15 protein-coding genes are annotated in these 18,276 nt (G+C 75.2%); 10 read left to right on the forward strand and 5 right to left on the reverse strand.

Annotated features, from left to right (window positions below; translation table 11 throughout):
* The first annotated feature begins 206 nt into the window (after window positions 1–206).
* The 3 genes from ACZ3KJ_RS26940 (at window position 207) to ACZ3KJ_RS26950 (ending at window position 4,395) form a co-directional block, all read left to right on the forward strand.
* The gene (locus ACZ3KJ_RS26940) at window positions 207–1,721 is read left to right on the forward strand and encodes an APC family permease (RefSeq protein ID WP_467530729.1); all 1,515 of its coding nucleotides are present in this window, start codon (window positions 207–209) and stop codon (window positions 1,719–1,721) included.
* 48 nt (window positions 1,722–1,769) lie between these two features.
* Window positions 1,770–3,341, forward strand: coding sequence for an amidohydrolase (locus ACZ3KJ_RS26945; RefSeq protein WP_467530730.1), 1,572 nt, complete (start codon window positions 1,770–1,772; stop codon window positions 3,339–3,341).
* 208 nt (window positions 3,342–3,549) lie between these two features.
* Window positions 3,550–4,395 carry a DUF72 domain-containing protein gene (locus ACZ3KJ_RS26950; protein WP_467530731.1) on the forward strand — a complete coding sequence of 282 codons (846 nt, stop codon included), beginning with the start codon at window positions 3,550–3,552 and terminating at the stop codon, window positions 4,393–4,395.
* Window positions 4,396–4,568: 173 nt separating this feature from the next.
* Here the strand turns inward: ACZ3KJ_RS26950 and ACZ3KJ_RS26955 are convergent, their stop codons facing one another.
* On the reverse strand, window positions 4,569–5,264 hold the full coding sequence (locus ACZ3KJ_RS26955; RefSeq protein ID WP_467530732.1) for a lipoprotein: 696 nt from the start codon (window positions 5,262–5,264) through the stop codon (window positions 4,569–4,571).
* A 215-nt stretch (window positions 5,265–5,479) separates the two neighbouring features.
* Between ACZ3KJ_RS26955 and rpmG the strand changes: the two genes are divergently transcribed.
* Both rpmG and ykgO read left to right on the forward strand, forming a co-directional pair.
* Window positions 5,480–5,644, forward strand: coding sequence for a 50S ribosomal protein L33 (gene rpmG, locus ACZ3KJ_RS26960; RefSeq protein WP_385069622.1), 165 nt, complete (start codon window positions 5,480–5,482; stop codon window positions 5,642–5,644).
* A 28-nt stretch (window positions 5,645–5,672) separates the two neighbouring features.
* On the forward strand, window positions 5,673–5,795 hold the full coding sequence (ykgO, locus tag ACZ3KJ_RS26965) for a type B 50S ribosomal protein L36 (protein ID WP_389522941.1): 123 nt from the start codon (window positions 5,673–5,675) through the stop codon (window positions 5,793–5,795).
* A gap of 61 nt (window positions 5,796–5,856) precedes the next feature.
* Here ykgO and ACZ3KJ_RS26970 read toward each other — a convergent pair whose 3' ends face one another.
* Window positions 5,857–6,399: a cupin domain-containing protein gene (locus tag ACZ3KJ_RS26970; protein WP_467530734.1), complete on the reverse strand. Its 543-nt coding sequence runs from the start codon at window positions 6,397–6,399 to the stop codon at window positions 5,857–5,859.
* 369 nt (window positions 6,400–6,768) lie between these two features.
* On the opposite strand from ACZ3KJ_RS26970, the gene ACZ3KJ_RS26975 reads away from it, so the two are divergent.
* The 4 genes from ACZ3KJ_RS26975 to ACZ3KJ_RS26990 all read left to right on the forward strand — a co-directional run bounded on the left by ACZ3KJ_RS26975 (window position 6,769) and on the right by ACZ3KJ_RS26990 (window position 12,916).
* Window positions 6,769–8,772 (forward strand): DUF1996 domain-containing protein, encoded by a 2,004-nt coding sequence (locus ACZ3KJ_RS26975; RefSeq protein WP_467530842.1) that lies wholly within the window; start codon window positions 6,769–6,771, stop codon window positions 8,770–8,772.
* A 320-nt stretch (window positions 8,773–9,092) separates the two neighbouring features.
* Window positions 9,093–10,805 carry a hypothetical protein gene (locus ACZ3KJ_RS26980; RefSeq protein ID WP_467530736.1) on the forward strand — a complete coding sequence of 571 codons (1,713 nt, stop codon included), beginning with the start codon at window positions 9,093–9,095 and terminating at the stop codon, window positions 10,803–10,805.
* A 160-nt stretch (window positions 10,806–10,965) separates the two neighbouring features.
* Entirely contained in the window at window positions 10,966–12,351 is a 1,386-nt protein-coding gene (locus ACZ3KJ_RS26985; RefSeq protein WP_467530737.1) for a diacylglycerol/lipid kinase family protein, read from the forward strand.
* A complete protein-coding gene (locus ACZ3KJ_RS26990; RefSeq protein WP_467530738.1) occupies window positions 12,344–12,916 on the forward strand; it encodes a phosphatase PAP2 family protein in 573 nt (190 codons plus the stop codon). The genes ACZ3KJ_RS26985 and ACZ3KJ_RS26990 overlap by 8 nt, the downstream gene beginning before the upstream one ends.
* Before the next feature lie 560 nt (window positions 12,917–13,476).
* Here the strand turns inward: ACZ3KJ_RS26990 and ACZ3KJ_RS26995 are convergent.
* Together ACZ3KJ_RS26995 and ACZ3KJ_RS27000 are read right to left on the reverse strand one after the other, a co-directional pair.
* Window positions 13,477–14,112: a class I SAM-dependent methyltransferase gene (locus ACZ3KJ_RS26995; RefSeq protein WP_467530739.1), complete on the reverse strand. Its 636-nt coding sequence runs from the start codon at window positions 14,110–14,112 to the stop codon at window positions 13,477–13,479.
* Between the two features lie 74 nt (window positions 14,113–14,186).
* Window positions 14,187–16,541 (reverse strand): serine/threonine-protein kinase, encoded by a 2,355-nt coding sequence (locus ACZ3KJ_RS27000; RefSeq protein WP_467530741.1) that lies wholly within the window; start codon window positions 16,539–16,541, stop codon window positions 14,187–14,189.
* 221 nt (window positions 16,542–16,762) lie between these two features.
* On the opposite strand from ACZ3KJ_RS27000, the gene ACZ3KJ_RS27005 reads away from it, so the two are divergent.
* Complete coding sequence (locus ACZ3KJ_RS27005) at window positions 16,763–16,936, forward strand: hypothetical protein (protein WP_467530743.1); 174 nt, start codon at window positions 16,763–16,765, stop codon at window positions 16,934–16,936.
* Between the two features lie 73 nt (window positions 16,937–17,009).
* Here ACZ3KJ_RS27005 and ACZ3KJ_RS27010 read toward each other — a convergent pair whose 3' ends face one another.
* Window positions 17,010–18,206 carry a cytochrome P450 gene (locus ACZ3KJ_RS27010; RefSeq protein ID WP_467530745.1) on the reverse strand — a complete coding sequence of 399 codons (1,197 nt, stop codon included), beginning with the start codon at window positions 18,204–18,206 and terminating at the stop codon, window positions 17,010–17,012.
* Window positions 18,207–18,276 lie beyond the last annotated feature (70 nt).

An 18,276-nucleotide genomic window follows, 5' to 3' on the forward strand; every position in this document is an offset into this window, starting at 1 on the left:
TCAGGTCTTCCCGGATGCCCAACGGAAGGTTACATTGCGGAAACCGAAAGCCTTTAGGTTTACGGATCCCGGCGCACGCCACCCCCGGTGCGCGGGGATCCCCGGCGCGATCCCGCACGCCGTGGTCCGGGTCCCGCCCGGACCGTGAACCCAGGCCGCCCGCACGCCCGGGACCCCCTCCCGTCCGCCGCTCGAAGGGCTTCCCCATGTCCGTGACCACCCCCGACCCCGCCGAGGCGAGAGCCGGTTCCGCCCCGGCGGGCCTGCGCACCGGCACCCTCGGCACCGCCGACATCGCCTTCTTCGTCGTCTCCGCCGCCGCCCCGCTGACCGTCATGGCCGGTGTGGCCCCGCTCGCGATCCTCCTCGGCGGCGTCGGCGCACCCGTCGGCTACCTCCTCGCGGGCCTCACCCTCGCCGTCTTCGCCGTCGGCTTCACCACGATGAGCCGGCACGTCACCAGCGGCGGCGCCTTCTACGCCTACATCACCCGCGGCCTCGGCCGCCCCGCCGGCGTCGGCGCCGCCCTCCTCGCCCTGATCGGCTACAACGGCATGGAGATCGGCGTCTACGGTCTCCTCGGCACCGCCACCCAGGACACCGTGCACGCCCTCTTCGGCGCCGACGTGCCCTGGCTGCCCGTCTCCCTGGCCGGCCTGCTGCTCATCGGCTGGGGCGGCTACCGCTCCATCGACTTCGGCGCCAAGGTCCTCGGCGTCCTGCTCGTCGCCGAGACCGGCATCCTCGTGCTGCTCGCGGCGGGCGTCCTGATCGAGGGCGGGGCGGACGGGCTGTCGGTCGCCTCCCTGGCCCCCGACCACGTCCTCGTACCCGGCACCGCCGCCGTCCTCGCCTTCGCGTTCGCCGCGTTCACCGGCTTCGAGTCGACCGTCATCTACCGCCGCGAGGCCCGCGACCCGCAGCGCACCGTGCCGCGCGCCACCTACTGCGCCGTCGCCTTCCTCGGCCTGTTCTACGCGTTCGTCGTCTGGATCGCCATCCAGGCCTTCGGCGACGACAAGGTCCTCGCGGCCGCCGCCGACGACCCGGCCGGCCTGTTCTTCACCGCCATCAGCACCTACGTCGGCGACTGGGCGGCCGACCTGATGCACGTCCTCATCGTCACCAGCGTCCTGGCCTCCCTCCTCGCCTTCCACAACGCCATCAACCGCTACGGCCTCGCCCTCGCGGAGGAGGGCGTGCTGCCCCGCGGCCTGGGACGCGTCCACCCCCGCCACCGCTCCCCGTACGTCGCCGGTCTCGCCCAGACCGTCCTCGGCGCCGTGGTCGTCCTCGCCTTCTGGGCGGCCGGAGCCGACCCGTACGGGCAGCTCCTGCTCTACGTCAACACGCCCGGGATGATCGGCCTGCTGCTGTTGCAGCTCCTCGCCGCGATCGCCGTGCCCTGCTACTTCCGCCGGGTCCGCCACCAGGAGGGCGCGCTGCGCACCCTCGTCGCGCCGGTCACCGCGAGCCTCCTGCTGGCCGCCGCGATCGCCCTGGTCATCGGCCACATCGACCTGTTCACCGGAGCGTCCGCGACGGTGAACACCGTGCTGGTCGCCATGGCGCCGGTCGTCTTCGCCGCCGGCCTGCTCCTCGCCCGGTGGCTGCGCCGCGCACGACCGGAGGTGTACGCCCGCTTCGGCTCGGACCGGGCCGAGCCCACCGCACCCGACCAGCTCACCGCACCCGACCCGTCCGCCGCGCCCCCCGCGTGACCGCACCCGACCCGACGCAGTAACCGCCCCAGCAAGGGAGTCCCCCTCATGCCCACCGCCGACCTGATCGTGACCGGAGCCCGGGTCCGCACCCTCGACCCCGCCCGCCCGTCGGCCACCGCCGTCGCCGTACGCGACGGGATCGTCGCCGCCGTGGGCGAGGAGGACGACGTACGCGACTGGCGCGGACCCGGCACCGAGGTCGTACGGCTCGACGGTGCGCACCTCGTGCCCGGGCTGGTGGACGGCCACAGCCACCCCGTCTGGGGCCTGGAGATGGCGACCGGCACCGACCTGTCGGCCGTGACGGACCTGGCCGGACTGCGTGCCGCCCTGGCGTCGGCCGAGCGCGTCGACGGCTGGGTGCTCGGGTACGGCCTGGACCACAACGCCTTCGAGGGCCGGCCCGTCGACCGCGCCCTCGTGGAGGACGTCCTCGCCGGGTCGCCCGCCTTCCTGCGCCTGTACGACGGCCACTCCGCCCTCGTCGACGGCAAGGCGCTCGCCGCCGCCGGCGTCACCGGGCCGCGCCACTTCGACCAGCGCTCGGAGGTGGTGTGCGACGCCGGGGGACGGCCCACCGGGCACCTCGTCGAGCACGCGGCGATGGACCTGGTCGTGGCCGTCGCGCCCCGCCCGTCGCACGCGGCCCGCCGCGCCCGGCTGCTCGACCTGCTGGCGGAGATGGCGGCGACCGGGCTCACCGGGGCCCATGTGATGGACGGCGGCGACCTCGACCTGGTGACCTCCGTGGCCGAGGAGACGGTCCTGCCGCTGCGGCTGCGGTTCGCGCCCTGGTGCATGCCGGGCGCGGACGCCGACGACCTCGCCGAACTCGTCGCGGCCCAGGACCTGAACGGCCGGCACTGGAGGGTCGGCGGGGTGAAGTTCTTCATGGACGGCACCGTCGAGGGCGGCACCGCCTGGCTGGAGCACGCCGACTGCCACGGCCAGGGCACGGACGCCTTCTGGCCGGACCCGGAGGGCTACGCCGCCGCCGTCCGCACACTCGACGCGGCCGGCGTACGGACCGCCACGCACGCCATCGGGGACGCGGCCGTCCGTCACGTCCTGGACACCGTGGCCGCCCTCGGACCGGGCGCCCGGGGCCGGCACCGCATCGAGCACATCGAGACGGCGCCGGACGAGCTGCTGCCCCGGTTCGCGCAGGCCGGGGTGGCCGCCTCGATGCAGCCCCCGCACACCGCCTACACCCGCCCCGACGGCAGCGACGAGTGGTCCCGCCGGCTCGGCGCCGCACGGGCCGCGCACGCCTGGCGCCTGCGCGACCTGCGCGACGCGGGCGCCACCCTCGCCCTCGGCTCGGACTGGCCCATCGCCCACCACGACGTCCGCGCGGTCCTGGCGACGGCCCGCAGCCCCCGGGGCGCGGCCTCCCGGCGGCCGGGCCTGACCGGCCTCGAAGCGCTGGAGGGGTGCACCACGCACGCGGCCCGCGCGGCGGGCGAGGCGGACGTCGCGGGCCGGATCGCGCCCGGCTTCCGCGCCGACCTCACGGCCTTCGCCCTGGACCCGGTCGAGGCCCCCGCGGACGAACTGGCCGAGGCACCGGTCCGGCTGACGGTGACCGGTGGTCACGTGGTGCACCGGGAGGCCTGAGGCACGTGGGCGGGCCTGAGGCGCGTCGGTGGGCCTGAGATGCGGTGGTGGGTGTGCGTGGCACCGGTGGGCGTGAGATGCGGTGGTGGGTGTGCGTGGCACCGGTGGGCGTGAGTCGCCCCGGTGGGCCTGAGGTGACGGGTGGTCAGGCCGGGCCGGCCCGCCGGGACCTAGGAGGATCTTCCCGGCGGCGGGGTAACCGCCCGTCATGGGCGAGATACTGATCGGCACCTGCTCGTGGACGGACCGGGCGCTCGTCGGCAGCGGCTGGTACCCACCGGGACGGCGGGGCGCGGAGGGCCGGTTGCGGCACTACGCCGAGCGCTTCCCGGTCGTCGAGGCGGACTCGACGTACTACGGCCTGCCGAACGAGCGCACCAGCCGGCTGTGGGCCGAGCGCACACCCGAGGACTTCGTGTTCGACGTGAAGGCCTTCTCCCTCCTCACCGGCCACCCCACCCGGCCCGCCGCCCTGCCGCCCGGACTGCCCGGGGACGTCCGCTCCCCGAAGGCGCTGGACGAGGTGTGGCGCCGGTTCACGGACGGCGTCGAGCCGCTGCGCGAGACGGGGCGGCTGGGCGCGGTCCTCTTCCAGTTCCCGCCGTGGCTGCGACCGGGGGCACGGGCCCGCGCCGTCCTCGCGGACTGCGCCGAGCGCACCGCCGGATGGCCGGTCTGCGTGGAGTTCCGGCACCCCGACTGGTGGCGCGGCCCGCAGGAGCGTACGACCGCCGAGGCGCTGCGGTCGTACGGATTCGCCGCCGTCGCCGTGGACATGGAGCCGTCGCTGCCGTCCGCGGTTCCCCCGGTCACGCCCGTCACCTCGCCACGGCTGGCGGTCGTCCGCCTGCACGGCCGCAGCCCGGCCTGGGGAACCGGCAGCAAGGAGGACCGCTTCCGCCACGAGTACACCGACGGCGAACTGCGCGAGTGGCTGCCCAGGGTGCGCGCGCTGGCCGGGCGGGTCGAACGGGTGCATGTGCTGTTCAACAACTGCTGCGCCGACGCCGCCGTCCGGGCCGCCACGAGGATGCGCGCCCTCCTCGACTGCTGAAAGCGGCCAGAGGGCCGGGGCCCGGCGGTGCGACGGCCGCGTGGCGTGCCGGGCCGGCGGCGTGCCGGGCCGGCGGTGAGACGGCCCGACGGTGGTGCAGGGCCGACGGTGTGCCGGGCCGGCGTCCCGGCGGTCCGGTGGCGTGGTCCGGTGGTCCGGGGTGCGGCGGCGTGTCAGGCGGTCGCCTTCAGGGTGCTCTTGGCCAGCTCGAACGCCGGCAGCATCTCCTCGTGCTCCTCGGTGTCCATGCCGCCGAGGTGCAGCACGACCGGGCCGTCGGCCGTGGTCACCGCGAGAGCGCGCTCCTTCTTCGTCTCCTCCAGCACCTCGCTCGTGGTGACGTACTCCACCTCCGCGCCGGCGAGGCCGCCCGCCTCGAAGGAGCGGTACTCCGCCCCGCTCGCCCCGCTCTCCGCGGCGACGAACTGCTCCAGCACGGCGCGCGCGTCGGCGTCGCCCGGCTCACCGGTCCACACGCGCAGGAAGCCGATGTTCCCCGCGGGCTTGGCGTCGACCTCGCAGGCCATGGTGACGGGGCCCTGGCGCAGCAGCGCGTCGGCGAGTTCGTCGGTCAGTTCGTCGGTCAGTTCGTCACCGGTGTCGCTCTGCTGCGCGGCGGCGACGGCCTCGGCCGTCCAGGACTCGGCGATGTCGAAGGTGACGGGCAGCTCGCACGCGGACCCGTCGGCGCCGATGCTGCCTCCGCGGGCCGCGACGCCGGCCGTCTTCGCCGTTTCCGCCGTCTCCGCCGTGGCCTTCCCCGGCGACGCCTCCGTGGCGCGTCCCGCCTCCCCGCACCCCGTCGCCACACCTGTCAGCAGAGCCGCCGCCACCAGGCCCCGCCCCACGTTCCCCACCCCGAAGCGCACCGCTGTCCCTCCTCGTGTCTCCGGTACCTGTCGCGGTACCGGCGGAGCACTGTAACCGAGGCCGGCGTCACACACCCGCGCGCCCGGTGCCGGGAACGACCCGCCACCGGGAATGCCCCGGCACCGTCCGCGGTTGTAGGGCGTGTCTGGCATGCACCACTCAATGAGGCACCACTCGACGAGGCAGGGTGCGATGCCGGTGGAAGGAGATCCCCATGGCACGCAGCACGGCGCGCCCCGTCGTCACCCTCAGGTCCACGGCGGGCACCGGTGTCACCTACGTGACGCGCAAGAACCGTCTCCACGACCCGGACCGGATGGTCCTGCGCAAGTACGACGCCGTGGCCGGGCGGCACGTCGACTTCCGCGAGGAGCGATGACCCCGGCGTACTACCCCAGGAGGCAGTCATGAAGGTGCGCGGATCCCTGCGCTCACTGAAGTCCCGGCCCGGCGCCCAGGTGGTGCGCCGCAAGGGGGTGACCTTCGTCATCAACAAGAAGGAGCCCCGCTTCAAGGCCCGCCAGGGCTGACCGGCCAGACCGGCCCGCTGGGCCCGGCCCCCGTGCGAGGGCCGGGCCCAGCGCCATGCCGTCACCCGCCCTCCACGCCCACCGGGCGGACCGGCCGCTGCCGTCCTACGGTGGGGGAGTGGCCGGGCTCCCCAGAGAGCTCGTCCGCTCCCGGCCGGCGCCGACTTCCCCCATCGTCAGATCCGGCCGGGACCCCTCCGCCCCCGACCTCCCGCACCGGCGCCTCGGCGCGTGTGGACAGCGGACTGCCGACCGGCAGGAAGAACAGGGCGCAGAGGGCCAGTGTCCCCGCCTCCCGGTTCTCCGCCCTGTGCACGCCCCGCGGGCCCACCGGCTCCACGACGGCCTCTCCCGTGCGGGTGACGCACTCGGAGCCGTCCGCCAGGGTCCGGGTGAGCGTCCCGGCGGTCACCACGGCGACGACCCGTCCCTCGTGGTAGTGCCACGGCAGCTCACCGCCCGGCGGGATCTCGTACCGCGCCACGACGACCCGGGTGCGCTCCGGCACGGAGAGGGCGAGCCGCTCGGTGAGCAGGCCGTCGGCCAGCAGGGCCGGTACGGGGTCGGCGGCGGGCGCGGCCGCCACGGGCGACGGTCCGCTCACGAGGACCGCCTCGGTAACGGGGCCGGTGTCTTGGTCTGCCGTTCGATGCGCTGCACGGGGGTGAGATTATCCGACCGGTAGGGCGAGGTGGTGACGGGCCGTCAGAGGCTCGCGGTGCTCCGGCGGTGCCCCGGTGGCGACCGGTCCGGGAGCCCCGGCCTCGCGGCGGTTCCCCTGAGAGTTCTCTGTGGATTTCCGGTGCGGTTGAACGCTCCCCGGACGGGCTGCGTACAGGGACGGGGGATTCTCAGGTCCGACCGCCGAGAGGTTTTGGAGCACTCCGTGGGACACAACAGGCGCAGACGCCCGACGGGCGGCCGGCGCGCGACCTTCGCCGCGGTCGCGTTGATGCTGGGCGGCGGAGGGCTGATGGCGGCGAACGTCTACGCCTCCGCCACCGAGGACGGCGCCGACGGGCCCTGGACGTCGGGCTCGGTCACCATCGACTGCCCCGACGTCGGCAGCCGGCTGACCGGTGTGCCGGACGAGGCCGCGCCGGAGGTCGACCGGGAACTCGCCGCGCTGGACGAGCAGATCGCCGCCGCCTACCGACGGCTGCAGGAGTCGGCGCAGGCCGTGCGCGAGGACGTCGGCTTCGCCGACGAGGCGGTGATGGACCCGCTGGAGGAGAAGCGCGCCGCCACGATCGAGCGCATCGCGGTCGCCGTCGACCGCGTCGGCGACCGCCCGGAGAGACTGGCGGACCTCGCCGCCTGTAGCCTTCGCACCGCCGACGACCAGGCGGGCCAGAGCGGCCAGGGCCAGGACGGCAGCCAGGACGGCGGCCAGGACGACGGCCAGGACCCCCAGGACGACGGCCAGGCGGGCGAGGGCGGTCGGCAAGGAGACGGCGGTCAGCAGGACGAGGGCGGTCAGGAGGGCAACGGTGGCCAGGCCGGAAACGGCCCCGTGGCCGCCGATTACGTGGACATCACCACCGTCCAGCCCGCGCGGCGGACTCCGCCGGCGACCGCCGACGCGTCCCGCGGCACCTTCACCACCAGCTGCGGAGTCAACTCCAACGGACTGTTCAACTCCGACAACGTGATCGTCGCCCCGGGCGTCACCAACGGCGCCCACCACTTCCACGACTACGTCGGCAACCAGTCCAACGACGCCTTCGCCTCCGACGAGGACCTCGCGAACGCCGAGACCAGCTGTCTCGACCAGGGCGACAGGTCCTCGTACTTCTGGCCCGTCCTGCGTCTGCAGAACGGCACCGAGGAGCGGGACGCGGACGCTCCCGGAGGCGGCATCGAGGGCAACGCCGGTGAGATCGTCACGCCCAAGGAGGTCACCATGACCTTCGTGGGGAACCCGCGCGGCGAGGTCACCGCCATGCCGCGGCTGCTGCGGATCATCACCGGCGACGCCAAGGCGTTCGTCAACGGCACCGCCAACGCCAACGCGTCCTGGAGCTGCACCGGCTTCGAGGACCGGCAGCTCCAGGACAAGTACCCGCTCTGCCCCGAAGGCAGCGACGTCGTGCGCAGCTTCCGCTTCCAGAGCTGCTGGGACGGCGACAACATCGACAGCGCCAACCACCGCACCCATGTGGCCTTCGCCGCCGCCGACGGGGGCTGCCCGGCCGGCTTCCGGGCCATCCCGCAGCTCGTGCAGCGCATCGTCTACGACGTCGACGCGCCCAGCCTCCAGGACGGCGGTCGCACCACGCCGCTGTTCGCGGTGGACTCCTTCCCCGAGCAACTGCACAAGCCGGTCACGGACCACGGCGACTTCATCAACGTCTTCGACGAGGACCTGATGGGCCGGATGGTCGACTGCATCAACGAGGGCCGCACCTGCGGCGCCGGTTCCGGCGGCAGCGACGACGGGACCGGCGACGGAGACGGCACCGGCGGCGACACCGGGAGCGACAACGGCAACGGCAACGGCAACGGCAACGGCAACGACGGCGGCGGCGACCAGGGCCAGGACCAGGGCGACGACCAAGATCAGCCCGGAGACCAGGACCAGCCCGGAGACCAGGACCAGGACGAGCCCGCCGCCGGCGACACGGGTTCCGCCGGCACCCCCCGCACCACGGAGCCCCGCGTCGACACCGCGCCGACCACCAAGTCGACCCGAGCGGCGACCACGCCCACCCGGAACAGCGGGTCCGACACAGGCTCCGACACCGGAGCCGACACCGGCTCGGACACCGGCTCGCAGGGCGACGCGGGTGCCGCCGTGACGGCCCCGGCGCGGACCACGCCCCCGGCCGACGCGGGCGACACCCCCGTCGTTCCCGCACCCCAGGCCCAGGGCGGCCTGGCCGACACCGGCGCCGACCTGTGGCCCGCGGCCGCCGGAGGCCTGCTGGTGATCGGCGGCTTCGTCCTCCTGCGCCGCACCGCCAGGCGCCCGTACTGACCGTGCCGGGGCCGACCCCCGGTGCCCCCTGGAGGCACTGACCGTGCCGGGGCCGACCCCCGGTGCCCCCTGGAGGCACTGACCGTGCCGGGGCCGGCCCCCGGTGCCCCCTGGGGGCCGGCCCCGGCACCACCTCCCCGGCACCGCCCCCCGGCGAGGTCTCCTCGCGCGGCGGCGGGCACGTTCGGGTGCTCCCTGGGGTCATGCGCCGCACCGCCACCGGACCGCGCGGTATATCTCGCTCGGAGCGACCGCCCGGGCCGCTCCGTGCGGCACCGGCCCCGGGAGCCGCGCCGCCGCCACGCGACCAGGGGAGCGCCATGGACCACACGGAGTACGGCTACGACCTCGGCACCCACGGCCGGCCCGTCACCACCTCGTCCCCCGAGGCGCAGATCTGGTTCGACCGCGGCCTGGTCTGGTCGTACGGCTTCCACCACGAGGAGGCCGTCGCCTGCTTCGAGAACGCCGTCCGCGCCGACCCCGACTGCGCGATGGCGTACTGGGGCATCGCGTACGCCCTCGGCCCCAACTACAACAAGCCCTGGGAGTTCTTCGACGAGCAGGACCTGGTCAGGACCGTGGCGCGCGCCCACGAGGCGGTCGAACGCGCCCACGAGAAAGCGGCCCGCGCCACCCCCGTCGAACAGGCACTGATCGGCGCCCTGCGCGCCCGCTACCCGCGGGAGCGGCCCGCGACGGACTGCTCGGGGTGGAACGCCCCCTACGCCGACGCCATGCGCGCCGTCCACGCACTGGCCCCCGACGACCTCGACGTCGCCGCCCTGTACGCCGACGCCCTGATGAACCTGACGCCCTGGCAGCTGTGGGACCTGCGCACGGGCGAACCCGCCGAGGGCGCCCGCACCCGGGAGGCCGAGGCGGTGCTCGACCGCGCGCTCGCCACCACGGCCGGCGCCGACCACCCGGGCGTCCTGCACTTCTACATCCACCTGATGGAGATGTCACCGGCCCCCGAGCGGGCCCTCCCGGTCGCCGACCGGCTGCGCGACCTGGTGCCCGACGCCGGGCACCTCCAGCACATGCCCTCCCACCTGGAGGTGCTGTGCGGCGACTACCGGGCCGTGGTGTCCGACAACACGCGGGCGATCGCCGCCGACGAGAAGTACCGGGCACGGGCCGGGGCGATGAACTTCTACACCCTCTACCGGTCCCACAACCACCACTTCAAGATCTACGGCGCGATGTTCCTCGGCCAGGCACAGGTGGCCCTGGAAGCCGCCGACCGGCTGGAGGAGTCGCTGCCGGAGGCGCTGCTGAGGGTGGAGAGCCCGCCCATGGCGGACTGGCTGGAGGCGTTCCTCGCCATGCGGGTGCACGTGCTGATCCGCTTCGGCCGCTGGGCCGACATCCTGGACCTGCCGGCGCCCGCCGACCCCGAGCTGTACAGCATGACGACCGCCATGCGGCACTACGCCCGCGGCGTCGCGCTCTCCGCGACCGGCCGGATCGCCGAGGCCGAGGCCGAACGCCGCCTGTTCCGCGAGGCCGCCGCCAGGGTCCCCGAGACCCGGATGCTGTTCAACAACACCTGCGCCGACATCCTCGCCATCGCCTCCGCGATGCTCGACGGCGAACTGGAGTACCGCACGGGCCGGTACGACGCCGCCTTCGCCGCCCTGGAACGGTCGATCGCCCTGGACGACGGCCTGCCCTACGACGAACCGTGGGGCTGGATGCAGCCCACCCGGCACGCCTACGGCGCCCTCCTGCTGGAGCAGGGCCGCGTCGAGGAGGCCGAGGCGGTCTACCGCGCCGACCTCGGCCTCGACGACACCCTGCCGCGTCCCTCCCAGCACCCCGGCAACGTCTGGTCGCTGCACGGACTGCACGAGTGCCTCCTGCGGCTCGGCAAGGACGGCGAGGCCCGGATCGTCGCCCACCAGCTGAAGTTGGCGGCCGCACTGGCGGACGTACCCGTCACGGCGTCCTGCTTCTGCCGCCTCGACACCACCGCCGACACCACCCCCGGGACCCACGGCGCACCCGGCTGCTGCGGCGTGGACAATTGACCTACCGGCCGCCCGGGATGCCGAGCGGCCACGCCGTCACGACCATGGACGCACCGGACCCGCACGGGCCCGGCAAGGCGTCGGCACGACGGCGCTGTCCACGCGGAACAGGGGGACGTCGCACGATGGCGGGCACGAAGTGCACGAGGGCGGGCGCAGGGTGAACGAGACGGGGACGACCACGACGAGAACCGGCGGCCGGGACCGGCCGTACGGCGGGATCGGCCGTGCGCGGGGCTGGGCGCGGCTCGCCCTGCTGCTGGTCGCGGGCTGCGCCGTCGTCGTGGGCGCGGGGGCCGGATCCGGCGGCTGGCTGGTCCTGCTCGTCGGACTCGCCGGACTCGGGCTGGCCGGGGCGGGCGTGTGGTGGATGCTCGCCCACCGGGGCTGGGCCCGTCTCCTCGGCGGCCTGCTGGCCGTGGTCGCGCCCGTCGGCGTCCTGGTGCTGTACGCGGCGTCGGGGCTGTGGGTGGTGGCCGTCGGCGCGGTCTCGCTGTGGGCGGCCGCCCTCGCCTCCGCCCGGACCGCGCTGCGCGGCCTGCGCCGGCCGCGCGGCCCGCACACCCGCCGGACGCCACCGCCCCGGCAACCGGTGCTGATCATGAACGTGCGGTCGGGCGGCGGCAAGGTCGAGCGGTTCGGCCTCGTCCAGCGCGCCCAGGAACTGGGCGCCCGGGTGATCCTGCTCGGCCCGGACACCTGGGCCGACCCCGTGCAGGTGGCCCGGCAGGCCGTGGCCGACGGCGCGGACCTGCTCGGCGTCGCCGGCGGCGACGGCACCCAGGCGCTCGTCGCGGGGGTGGCGGCGGAGCACGGGCTGCCCTTCCTGGTGATCGCCGCGGGCACCCGCAACCACTTCGCCATGGACCTCGGCCTGGACCGCACCGACCCCGTGCGCAGCCTCGACGCCCTCACCCACGGTGTCGAACTCCGCGTCGACCTCGGCGACGTCGACGGGCGGCCCTTCGTCAACACCGTGTCCTTCGGGGCGTACGCGGAGGTCGTGCAGAGCCCCGAGTACCGCGACGCCAAGGCCGCCACCTTCCTGGAGCACCTGCCCGACCTGCTGGCCGGCGACGGCGGCGCGACCCTCGACGTCCGCGCGGACGACGCCCGCCTCCACGCGCCGCAGGCCGTGCTGGTCAGCAACAACGCCTACGCCCGCGCCGATCCGCTCGGCGGAGGCCGCCGCCCCCGCCTGGACACCGGTCTGCTCGGCGTGATCGGCATCCGGGTGGAGGGCGCCGCCCAGGCCGCCGAACTGGCCCTGCTCGGTGAACGGGCCAGCGGCATCACCTCCCTCACCCCCCGGCGCGTGGTCGTCGAGGCCGACCGGGACCGCATCCCGGTGGCCGTCGACGGCGAGGCGCTCGAACTGCCCACACCGGTGGTGTGCACCGTACGGCCCAGCGTGCTCCGGGTGCGGGTGCCCCGGCACCGCCCCGGCGCCGCCTACGCGCCACCGACGGTCGACTGGCGGCGCATCGTCCGCCTCGCGCTCGGCCACCCCGACCCCCGCACGATCAAGGATGCTTACGATGTCTGACCGCCGACCGAAGCCCTCCGCCCTGCGCCTGGTGGGCGACCTCGCCACCCTGGACCAGGCGCTGTACGAAGCGGTCACCGTCACCAGGACGCCCACGCTGGACACCGCGCTGCGCCGGCTGTCCGCGGCCGCCGACCACTCCAAGCTCTCCTTCGCCGTCGCCGCGGGCCTGGCCCTGTGCGGCGGGCGGTCGCGCCGCGCCGCCGCCCTGGGCGTCGCCGCCATCGGCGTGGCGTCGGCGAGCGCCAACATCCTCGGCAAGAAGCTCGTCCGGCGCCCGCGCCCGCACCGCGCCGTGGACTCGCCGTTCCCGGGGCGGCACGTGCCGATGCCGGACTCGGCGTCCTTCCCGTCCGGGCACACCGCGTCGGCGGTCGCCTTCGCGGCCGCCGTCGGCCCGGCCCTCCCGGCCGCCGCGGTCCCCCTGGGCCTGCTGGCCTGCGCGGTGGGCTACTCCCGGGTCCACACCGGCGTGCACTACCCGGGCGACGTGGTGGCCGGCGCACTGCTCGGCACCGGCTCGGCGGCGCTGGTCCTGGCGGCCGTGTCCCGCTACGACGTCTGAGGAGGCGCCGGGACGGGTCCCGCCCCGTCACGACGTCCGAGGACGCGGGCGAACGGGCGGGACCTGGCCGCTATGACGGCCGAGGCCGGGCGGGGCAGGGACCTGGCCCGTCACGACGGCTGACAGCGCGGGCGAGCGGGCAAGGCCCGGCTGCCGCGGTGGCCGAGGAGGCGCGGTGGCCGAGGAGGCGCGGGGGACGGGACGCGGCCCGCGACGGTGGCTGAAGGCACGGGCGACCGGGCGGACCCGGCCGCCGCGACGACGGCCGAAGACGCGGGCGACCCGGGCCGGACCCGGCCGCCGTGATGGTGGCTGAAGGCATGGGCGACCGGGCCGGACCCGGCCACCGCGACGACGGCCGAAGACGCGGGTCAGCCGGTGAACCCGGCCGCCGCGACGACGGCCGAGGACGCGGGCGACCCGGTGGAACCCGGCCGCTACGACGGCTGAGGGCGGGCGAGTGGGCGGGGCCCGGCCGCTACGACGGCTGAGGGCGGGCGAGTGGGCGGGGCCCGGCCGCTACGACGGCTGAGGGCGGGTGAGCGGGCGGGGCCCGGCCGCTACCGTCGTACGCAGTGCAGGAAGAGGTGGGGCTCGGGTACGGCCTCCGGATGGTCGGGGGTGAACAGAGTGTTCTCCTCGGCCAGCACCGTCAGGCCCGCCCCCGTCACCACCTCGACCAGGTCGGCGCCGGCGAAGCTGGTGACCCGCACCGGCTGCCCCATGAAGACGGCGTCGACGCCCTCGACGTCCAGCGGCACGGTGGCGAGCACGAGACTGCCGCCCGGCACCAGCGCCCGGGCCAGCCGGCCGATCTGCGCGGCCTGGTCCCCGCGGTCCAGCTGGAGCAGGGAGAAGTACACGCACACCGCGTGGAACGAACCGTCCTCGAGCGGCAGGTCCCGCACGTCCACGCACCGGAACGCCGCCTCCGGCACCTGCCGGGAGGCGAGGTCCACCATGACGGGGGAGACGTCGACCCCCAGCACGTCGTGCCCCGCCCCCGCCAGGACGGCGGCCGTCGGCCGGCCCGTGCCGCTGCCGACGTCCAGCACCCTGCTGCCCGGGGCGAGCCGCCCGAGCAGCCACTCCAGCGACCGGTGGTGGGCCTCGGAGTGCGCGAACGCCTTCTCGTAGGCCCCTCCCAGCGCGTCGAAGACCGCCGCCGCCCGCCGCCCGTCGTCCGTGCCGCCCAAGCCGGGCCTCCCCTCGTGCCGGCCGGCCGTCGTACCGGCCGGATCCCGCGCATCCTCGCACCCCTGAGGGCGGGTCACAACGGCTGCTGCTCCTCCCGCCGGGTGTACGCCGGCGTCTCGTGCCGGCTGGTCACCGGCAGCGTCGCGTGCTCCCGGATCAGCTCGCGGGCCTCGTCGGAGTAGCCGGGTGCCTCGATCCTGCCGTCCGCGGCGTCCGGCAGGAGCCGCGCGGCCACCTCGGCGGGCGTGAGGCGCTCCGCCGGGTCCGGCCGCAGACAGCCCCTGACCACCTGCTCCAGACCGGCGGACAGCCCCGCCAGGTCGGGCGCGCCCGCACTGATGTTCTCCACGACGGTCAGGGCGTCGCCGCCCCACGGCAGGCGGCCGAGCGCGAGCCGGGCCAGCAGGGTGCCCAGGGAGAAGACGTCACTGGCGGGCGTGAAGCGCGGATCGCCGCGGAGCTGCTCGGGGGAGGCGTACGCGTACGTCCCGGCGAACCCCTCGCGCGGCTCGGTCAGCCGCTCGATCTGGGCGATGCCGAAGTCGATGACGCGCGGCCCGTCCTCCGTCATCAGCACGTTGGCCGGTTTCAGGTCGAGGTGCACGATCCCCGCCGCGTGGATCGCGGTCAGCGCGGTCGCGATGCCGGCGCCCAGCCGGCGCACGGTCGTCTCGTCCAGCGCGCCGAACCGCCGCACGAACTCCTCCAGCGAGGGCGCCGAGACGTACGGCACCGCCATCCACGGGACCTCGGCGTCGGTGTCGGCCGCGATCACCGGCACGGTGAAGCGTTCCTCCCGGACTCGCCGGGCGGCCTGCACCTCGTGCGCGAAGCCCTCCCGGATCTCCCGGTCGGCCGCGTACTCGGCGTGCAGCGTCTTGACGGCGACGAGGATGCCGTCGGCGTCCCGGCACAGGTACACCCGCCCGAAGCCGCCCGTGCCGATGCGCTGGAGCACCTCGTAGGAGCCGAACGCCGCGGGATCGTCCGCCGCGCGGGCCGCCCGCGCCTCCTGCACCGCGCGCCAGCCGCCGAGGGCCTCCGCCCCCTCGTCGAACACCGTCACCTCACGCGGCCCCTCGGCGCCGGGCGGCCGGGGCCGGTCCTGCGGCTGCTCCTCCTCCACCACCTCCACCGGCACCACGACCGGCGCACCGGACCCGAAGGCGTACGCCTGGAGGGCCGCACCGCCGGTGCCCCGCGCGTCGACGCACACGCCGATCAGCCCCAGCGCGGCGCAGAGCCCGGCGTCGTCGGGCGTCGGCCGCAGGCCCGGCCGGGCGAAGTACAGCGCGTGCACGTCGAGGCCCCGGCCCGTCAGGTCCTCCAGCACCGCCCGCCACCGTTCGACGCCCGGGGCACCCGGGCCGCGACCGCCCGGCGGCGCCTCCAGGCCGACCGCCGACGTGGCCGAGCGGGCGCCGCGCGCGCCCGTCAGCACGCCGCAGGCGGTCCCGGGCGACGCGACCACGTGACGGGCCACTCCCCGGGCCGCCGCGCCGCCGACCTTCAGCACGGTCCTGCGCGCCCGCTCGGCGAGCCCCTCGCGCAGGGTGCGCAGGGCGTCGTGCTCGGCCGTGCCCGGGCCCTGACCGCGCAGTTCCAGGCACCGGAGGATCTCCTCGAAGACCTCGCCCGCCGTCGCGAACTCCTCCGCGGCGACCGCCGTCCTGCCTTGGGCGACCCGCGCCTCGAACGTCTGGTCGCTGCCCGCGCCGTGCACCCGCTCGCTCGCCTCGGCGATCCGCCCGTACATGCGCACGGCCCGCCGCAGGTCGCCCGCCGCCTCCACCGAGCGGGCCGCGGCCAGGAGGTCCCGCAGCCCTTCGCCGCCGCCCTCCTGACCGAGCGGCAGGTCGCCGGCGAGCCGCGCGTAGTAGTTCCTGGCGATGCTGGTGATCCGGTGGGCCGGGCCGAGGTCCCGCTCCGCGGTCCGCAGCATCGCGGTGAACGTGCGCAGGGCCGAGGCGGTGTCCCCGGCCTCCAACTGCCAGTAGCCGACGTTGCACTGGAGGTCCAGGGCCGTCTCGGTACGGCCCTCCGCCTCCGCCGCCCGCCGCATGGCCTCGTACCGGCGCACGGCCTCGTCGTGCAGGCCGGCGCGGCCGTACCAGTGCGCGAGCTGGTGACGGGCCAGGTGGGTGTGCGGATGACCGGGGCCCCGGTGGGTCTCCTGGTCGGCGAAGAGCCGCGTGAACTGCTCGATCGCGCCCGCCGAGTCACCGGACTCGCCGGTCCAGTGGGCGAGCTGGTGCCGTAGGCGCAGGGTCCGGGGGTCGTCGTCCCCGAGCAGGAGCGTGGCATCGGCGAGCGCGTCACGGTACCGGCTCACCGCCTCCGAGAACCGGCCGGACCGGCCGCTGTCCTCGGCGACGGCCGCTACGGAGAGCAACCGGTCGACCACCGCCTCGCGGACCGCCGGGCTCATCGGTCCGTCCTCCCGCCGCCTGGCTCTCCAGCGCATCACGCCTCCCTGGCACGTCAGTTGGTCCGGCACGGATCAATTCACGCCATGGGGGCGGCGGCGGTTCCCGGAAGCGGCCGGAATCAGAGTTTCCGCTACCGTCAGTAACATGATCAACTCTGGTCGGGTGGCGCGTACTGGCGAGTAGGTACGGCCCCCGCGACCGTCGTCTTGGAGGACCCCCCATGACCTCTCCCGAGGATGCCCTGCACCAGACCCGTGCCACCTACGAGGAGCACGTCCGCACCTGCCGCCAGTGTCACGCCGACACGGTGCCCTGTGCGGTCTCGAAACTCCTCCTGCGCGCCTACAACAACGCGCGGAGAGAGCAGATCCGCGCGAACTCGGCGGCCCGCTGAGGGCCCCGCCGTCCCGGTGCGGTCCGCCTCCCGCCTCGGGCGGGCCCGCACCGGGCGCCGCGGACCGGCCGCCTCACGGCCCCCCGGACACCGTCACGGTCAGGTCCCTGATCTCGTAGCCGCCGATGTCGTCCTTGAACGACACCCGAGGCTCGCCGGTCATGCGCAGCCCGTCGAGCGCGAAGAGCCGGCTCAGCAGGACGTCCGCCTCCAGTACGGCGACGGCGGCGCCCGGACAGCGGTGGGGGCCGTCCCCGAAGGCGAGCCCGGCCGCACCCGGGCCCTGCCCCAGCACCCGGCCGGGACGCAGCAGGTGCGGATCCTGACCGACGGCCTCCGGATCGGCGTTCGCCTCGTCGACGAAGACGGTGATCAGCTCGCCGGGGCGGACCCGTGCACCGCCGTCCGGCGCGGGCAGGTGCAGGGGCGCGGTGGCCCGGCGGGAGAGCCGCGCCACGACGGGTTCGAGCCGCAGGATCTCCTGGAGCAGTCCGAGCCGCTCCGCCTCCTCCGCCGCCCGGTACCGGGCGAGCAGTCCGGGATCGTCGAAGAGGTGCCAGGCGGCGACGCAGATGAACTCGCGGGTGGTGACCATCCCGGCCGCCGCGTAGGTGAGGCACTCGCCGAGGATCTCCGCGTCCGAGCACCCCTCGGACAGCAGGTGGGAGATGAGGTCGTCCCGCTCCTCGCGGCGGTGGGCGCGGATCGCGGGACGCACGTCGGCGAGATGGATGCGCAGCCAGTTCGCGTTCTGCCGCACCAGCCAGTACAGGCCCCGGGCACTGGTGAGCCCGGGGCTGCCGAACTTCTCGGGGAAGAAGCGCTCCAGCCTGGCCTTCAGGCCCGGACGGCTGTGGCGCAGCCCGATGATGTCGCGCACCACCTCGATCGCCATCGTGAAGCTCAGATCGGGCAACCGCGCCGTACCGGCCGCCCGCACCGCCGCCACCTGCTCCTCGGCGACCCGCACCATCAGTTCGCGGTAGTGCCCGTCCACGCGGCGCGGTGTGAAGAAGCGGGCGGTCCGCCGCCGTTGCTCGCGGTGCTCGGCCCCGTCCTGGTACAGCACGGGGCGACGGATCCGGGACGGCAGCTTCTCCACCGTCTCGATGCCCAGACCGGCCTGCACGGTGTCCGTGGCGCGCAACACCTCCCGGGCGGCCGCGTACCCGTGCACCTGCCAGGTCCCGTCCGGCGTACGGCTCACCGGGCAGCGGGGCCGCTCGCGCCCCCGGTCGACCTTCCGCACGGTCTCCTGCGCGTCCGCCATCGGACCACCCCCTCCTTCACCGGCCGGAGGCCAGTGTGACCGCGCGGACGGTCCCGCGGCGCGCCTTTAC

The sequence above is a fragment of the Streptomyces sp. NPDC003248 genome, assembly GCF_055563235.1.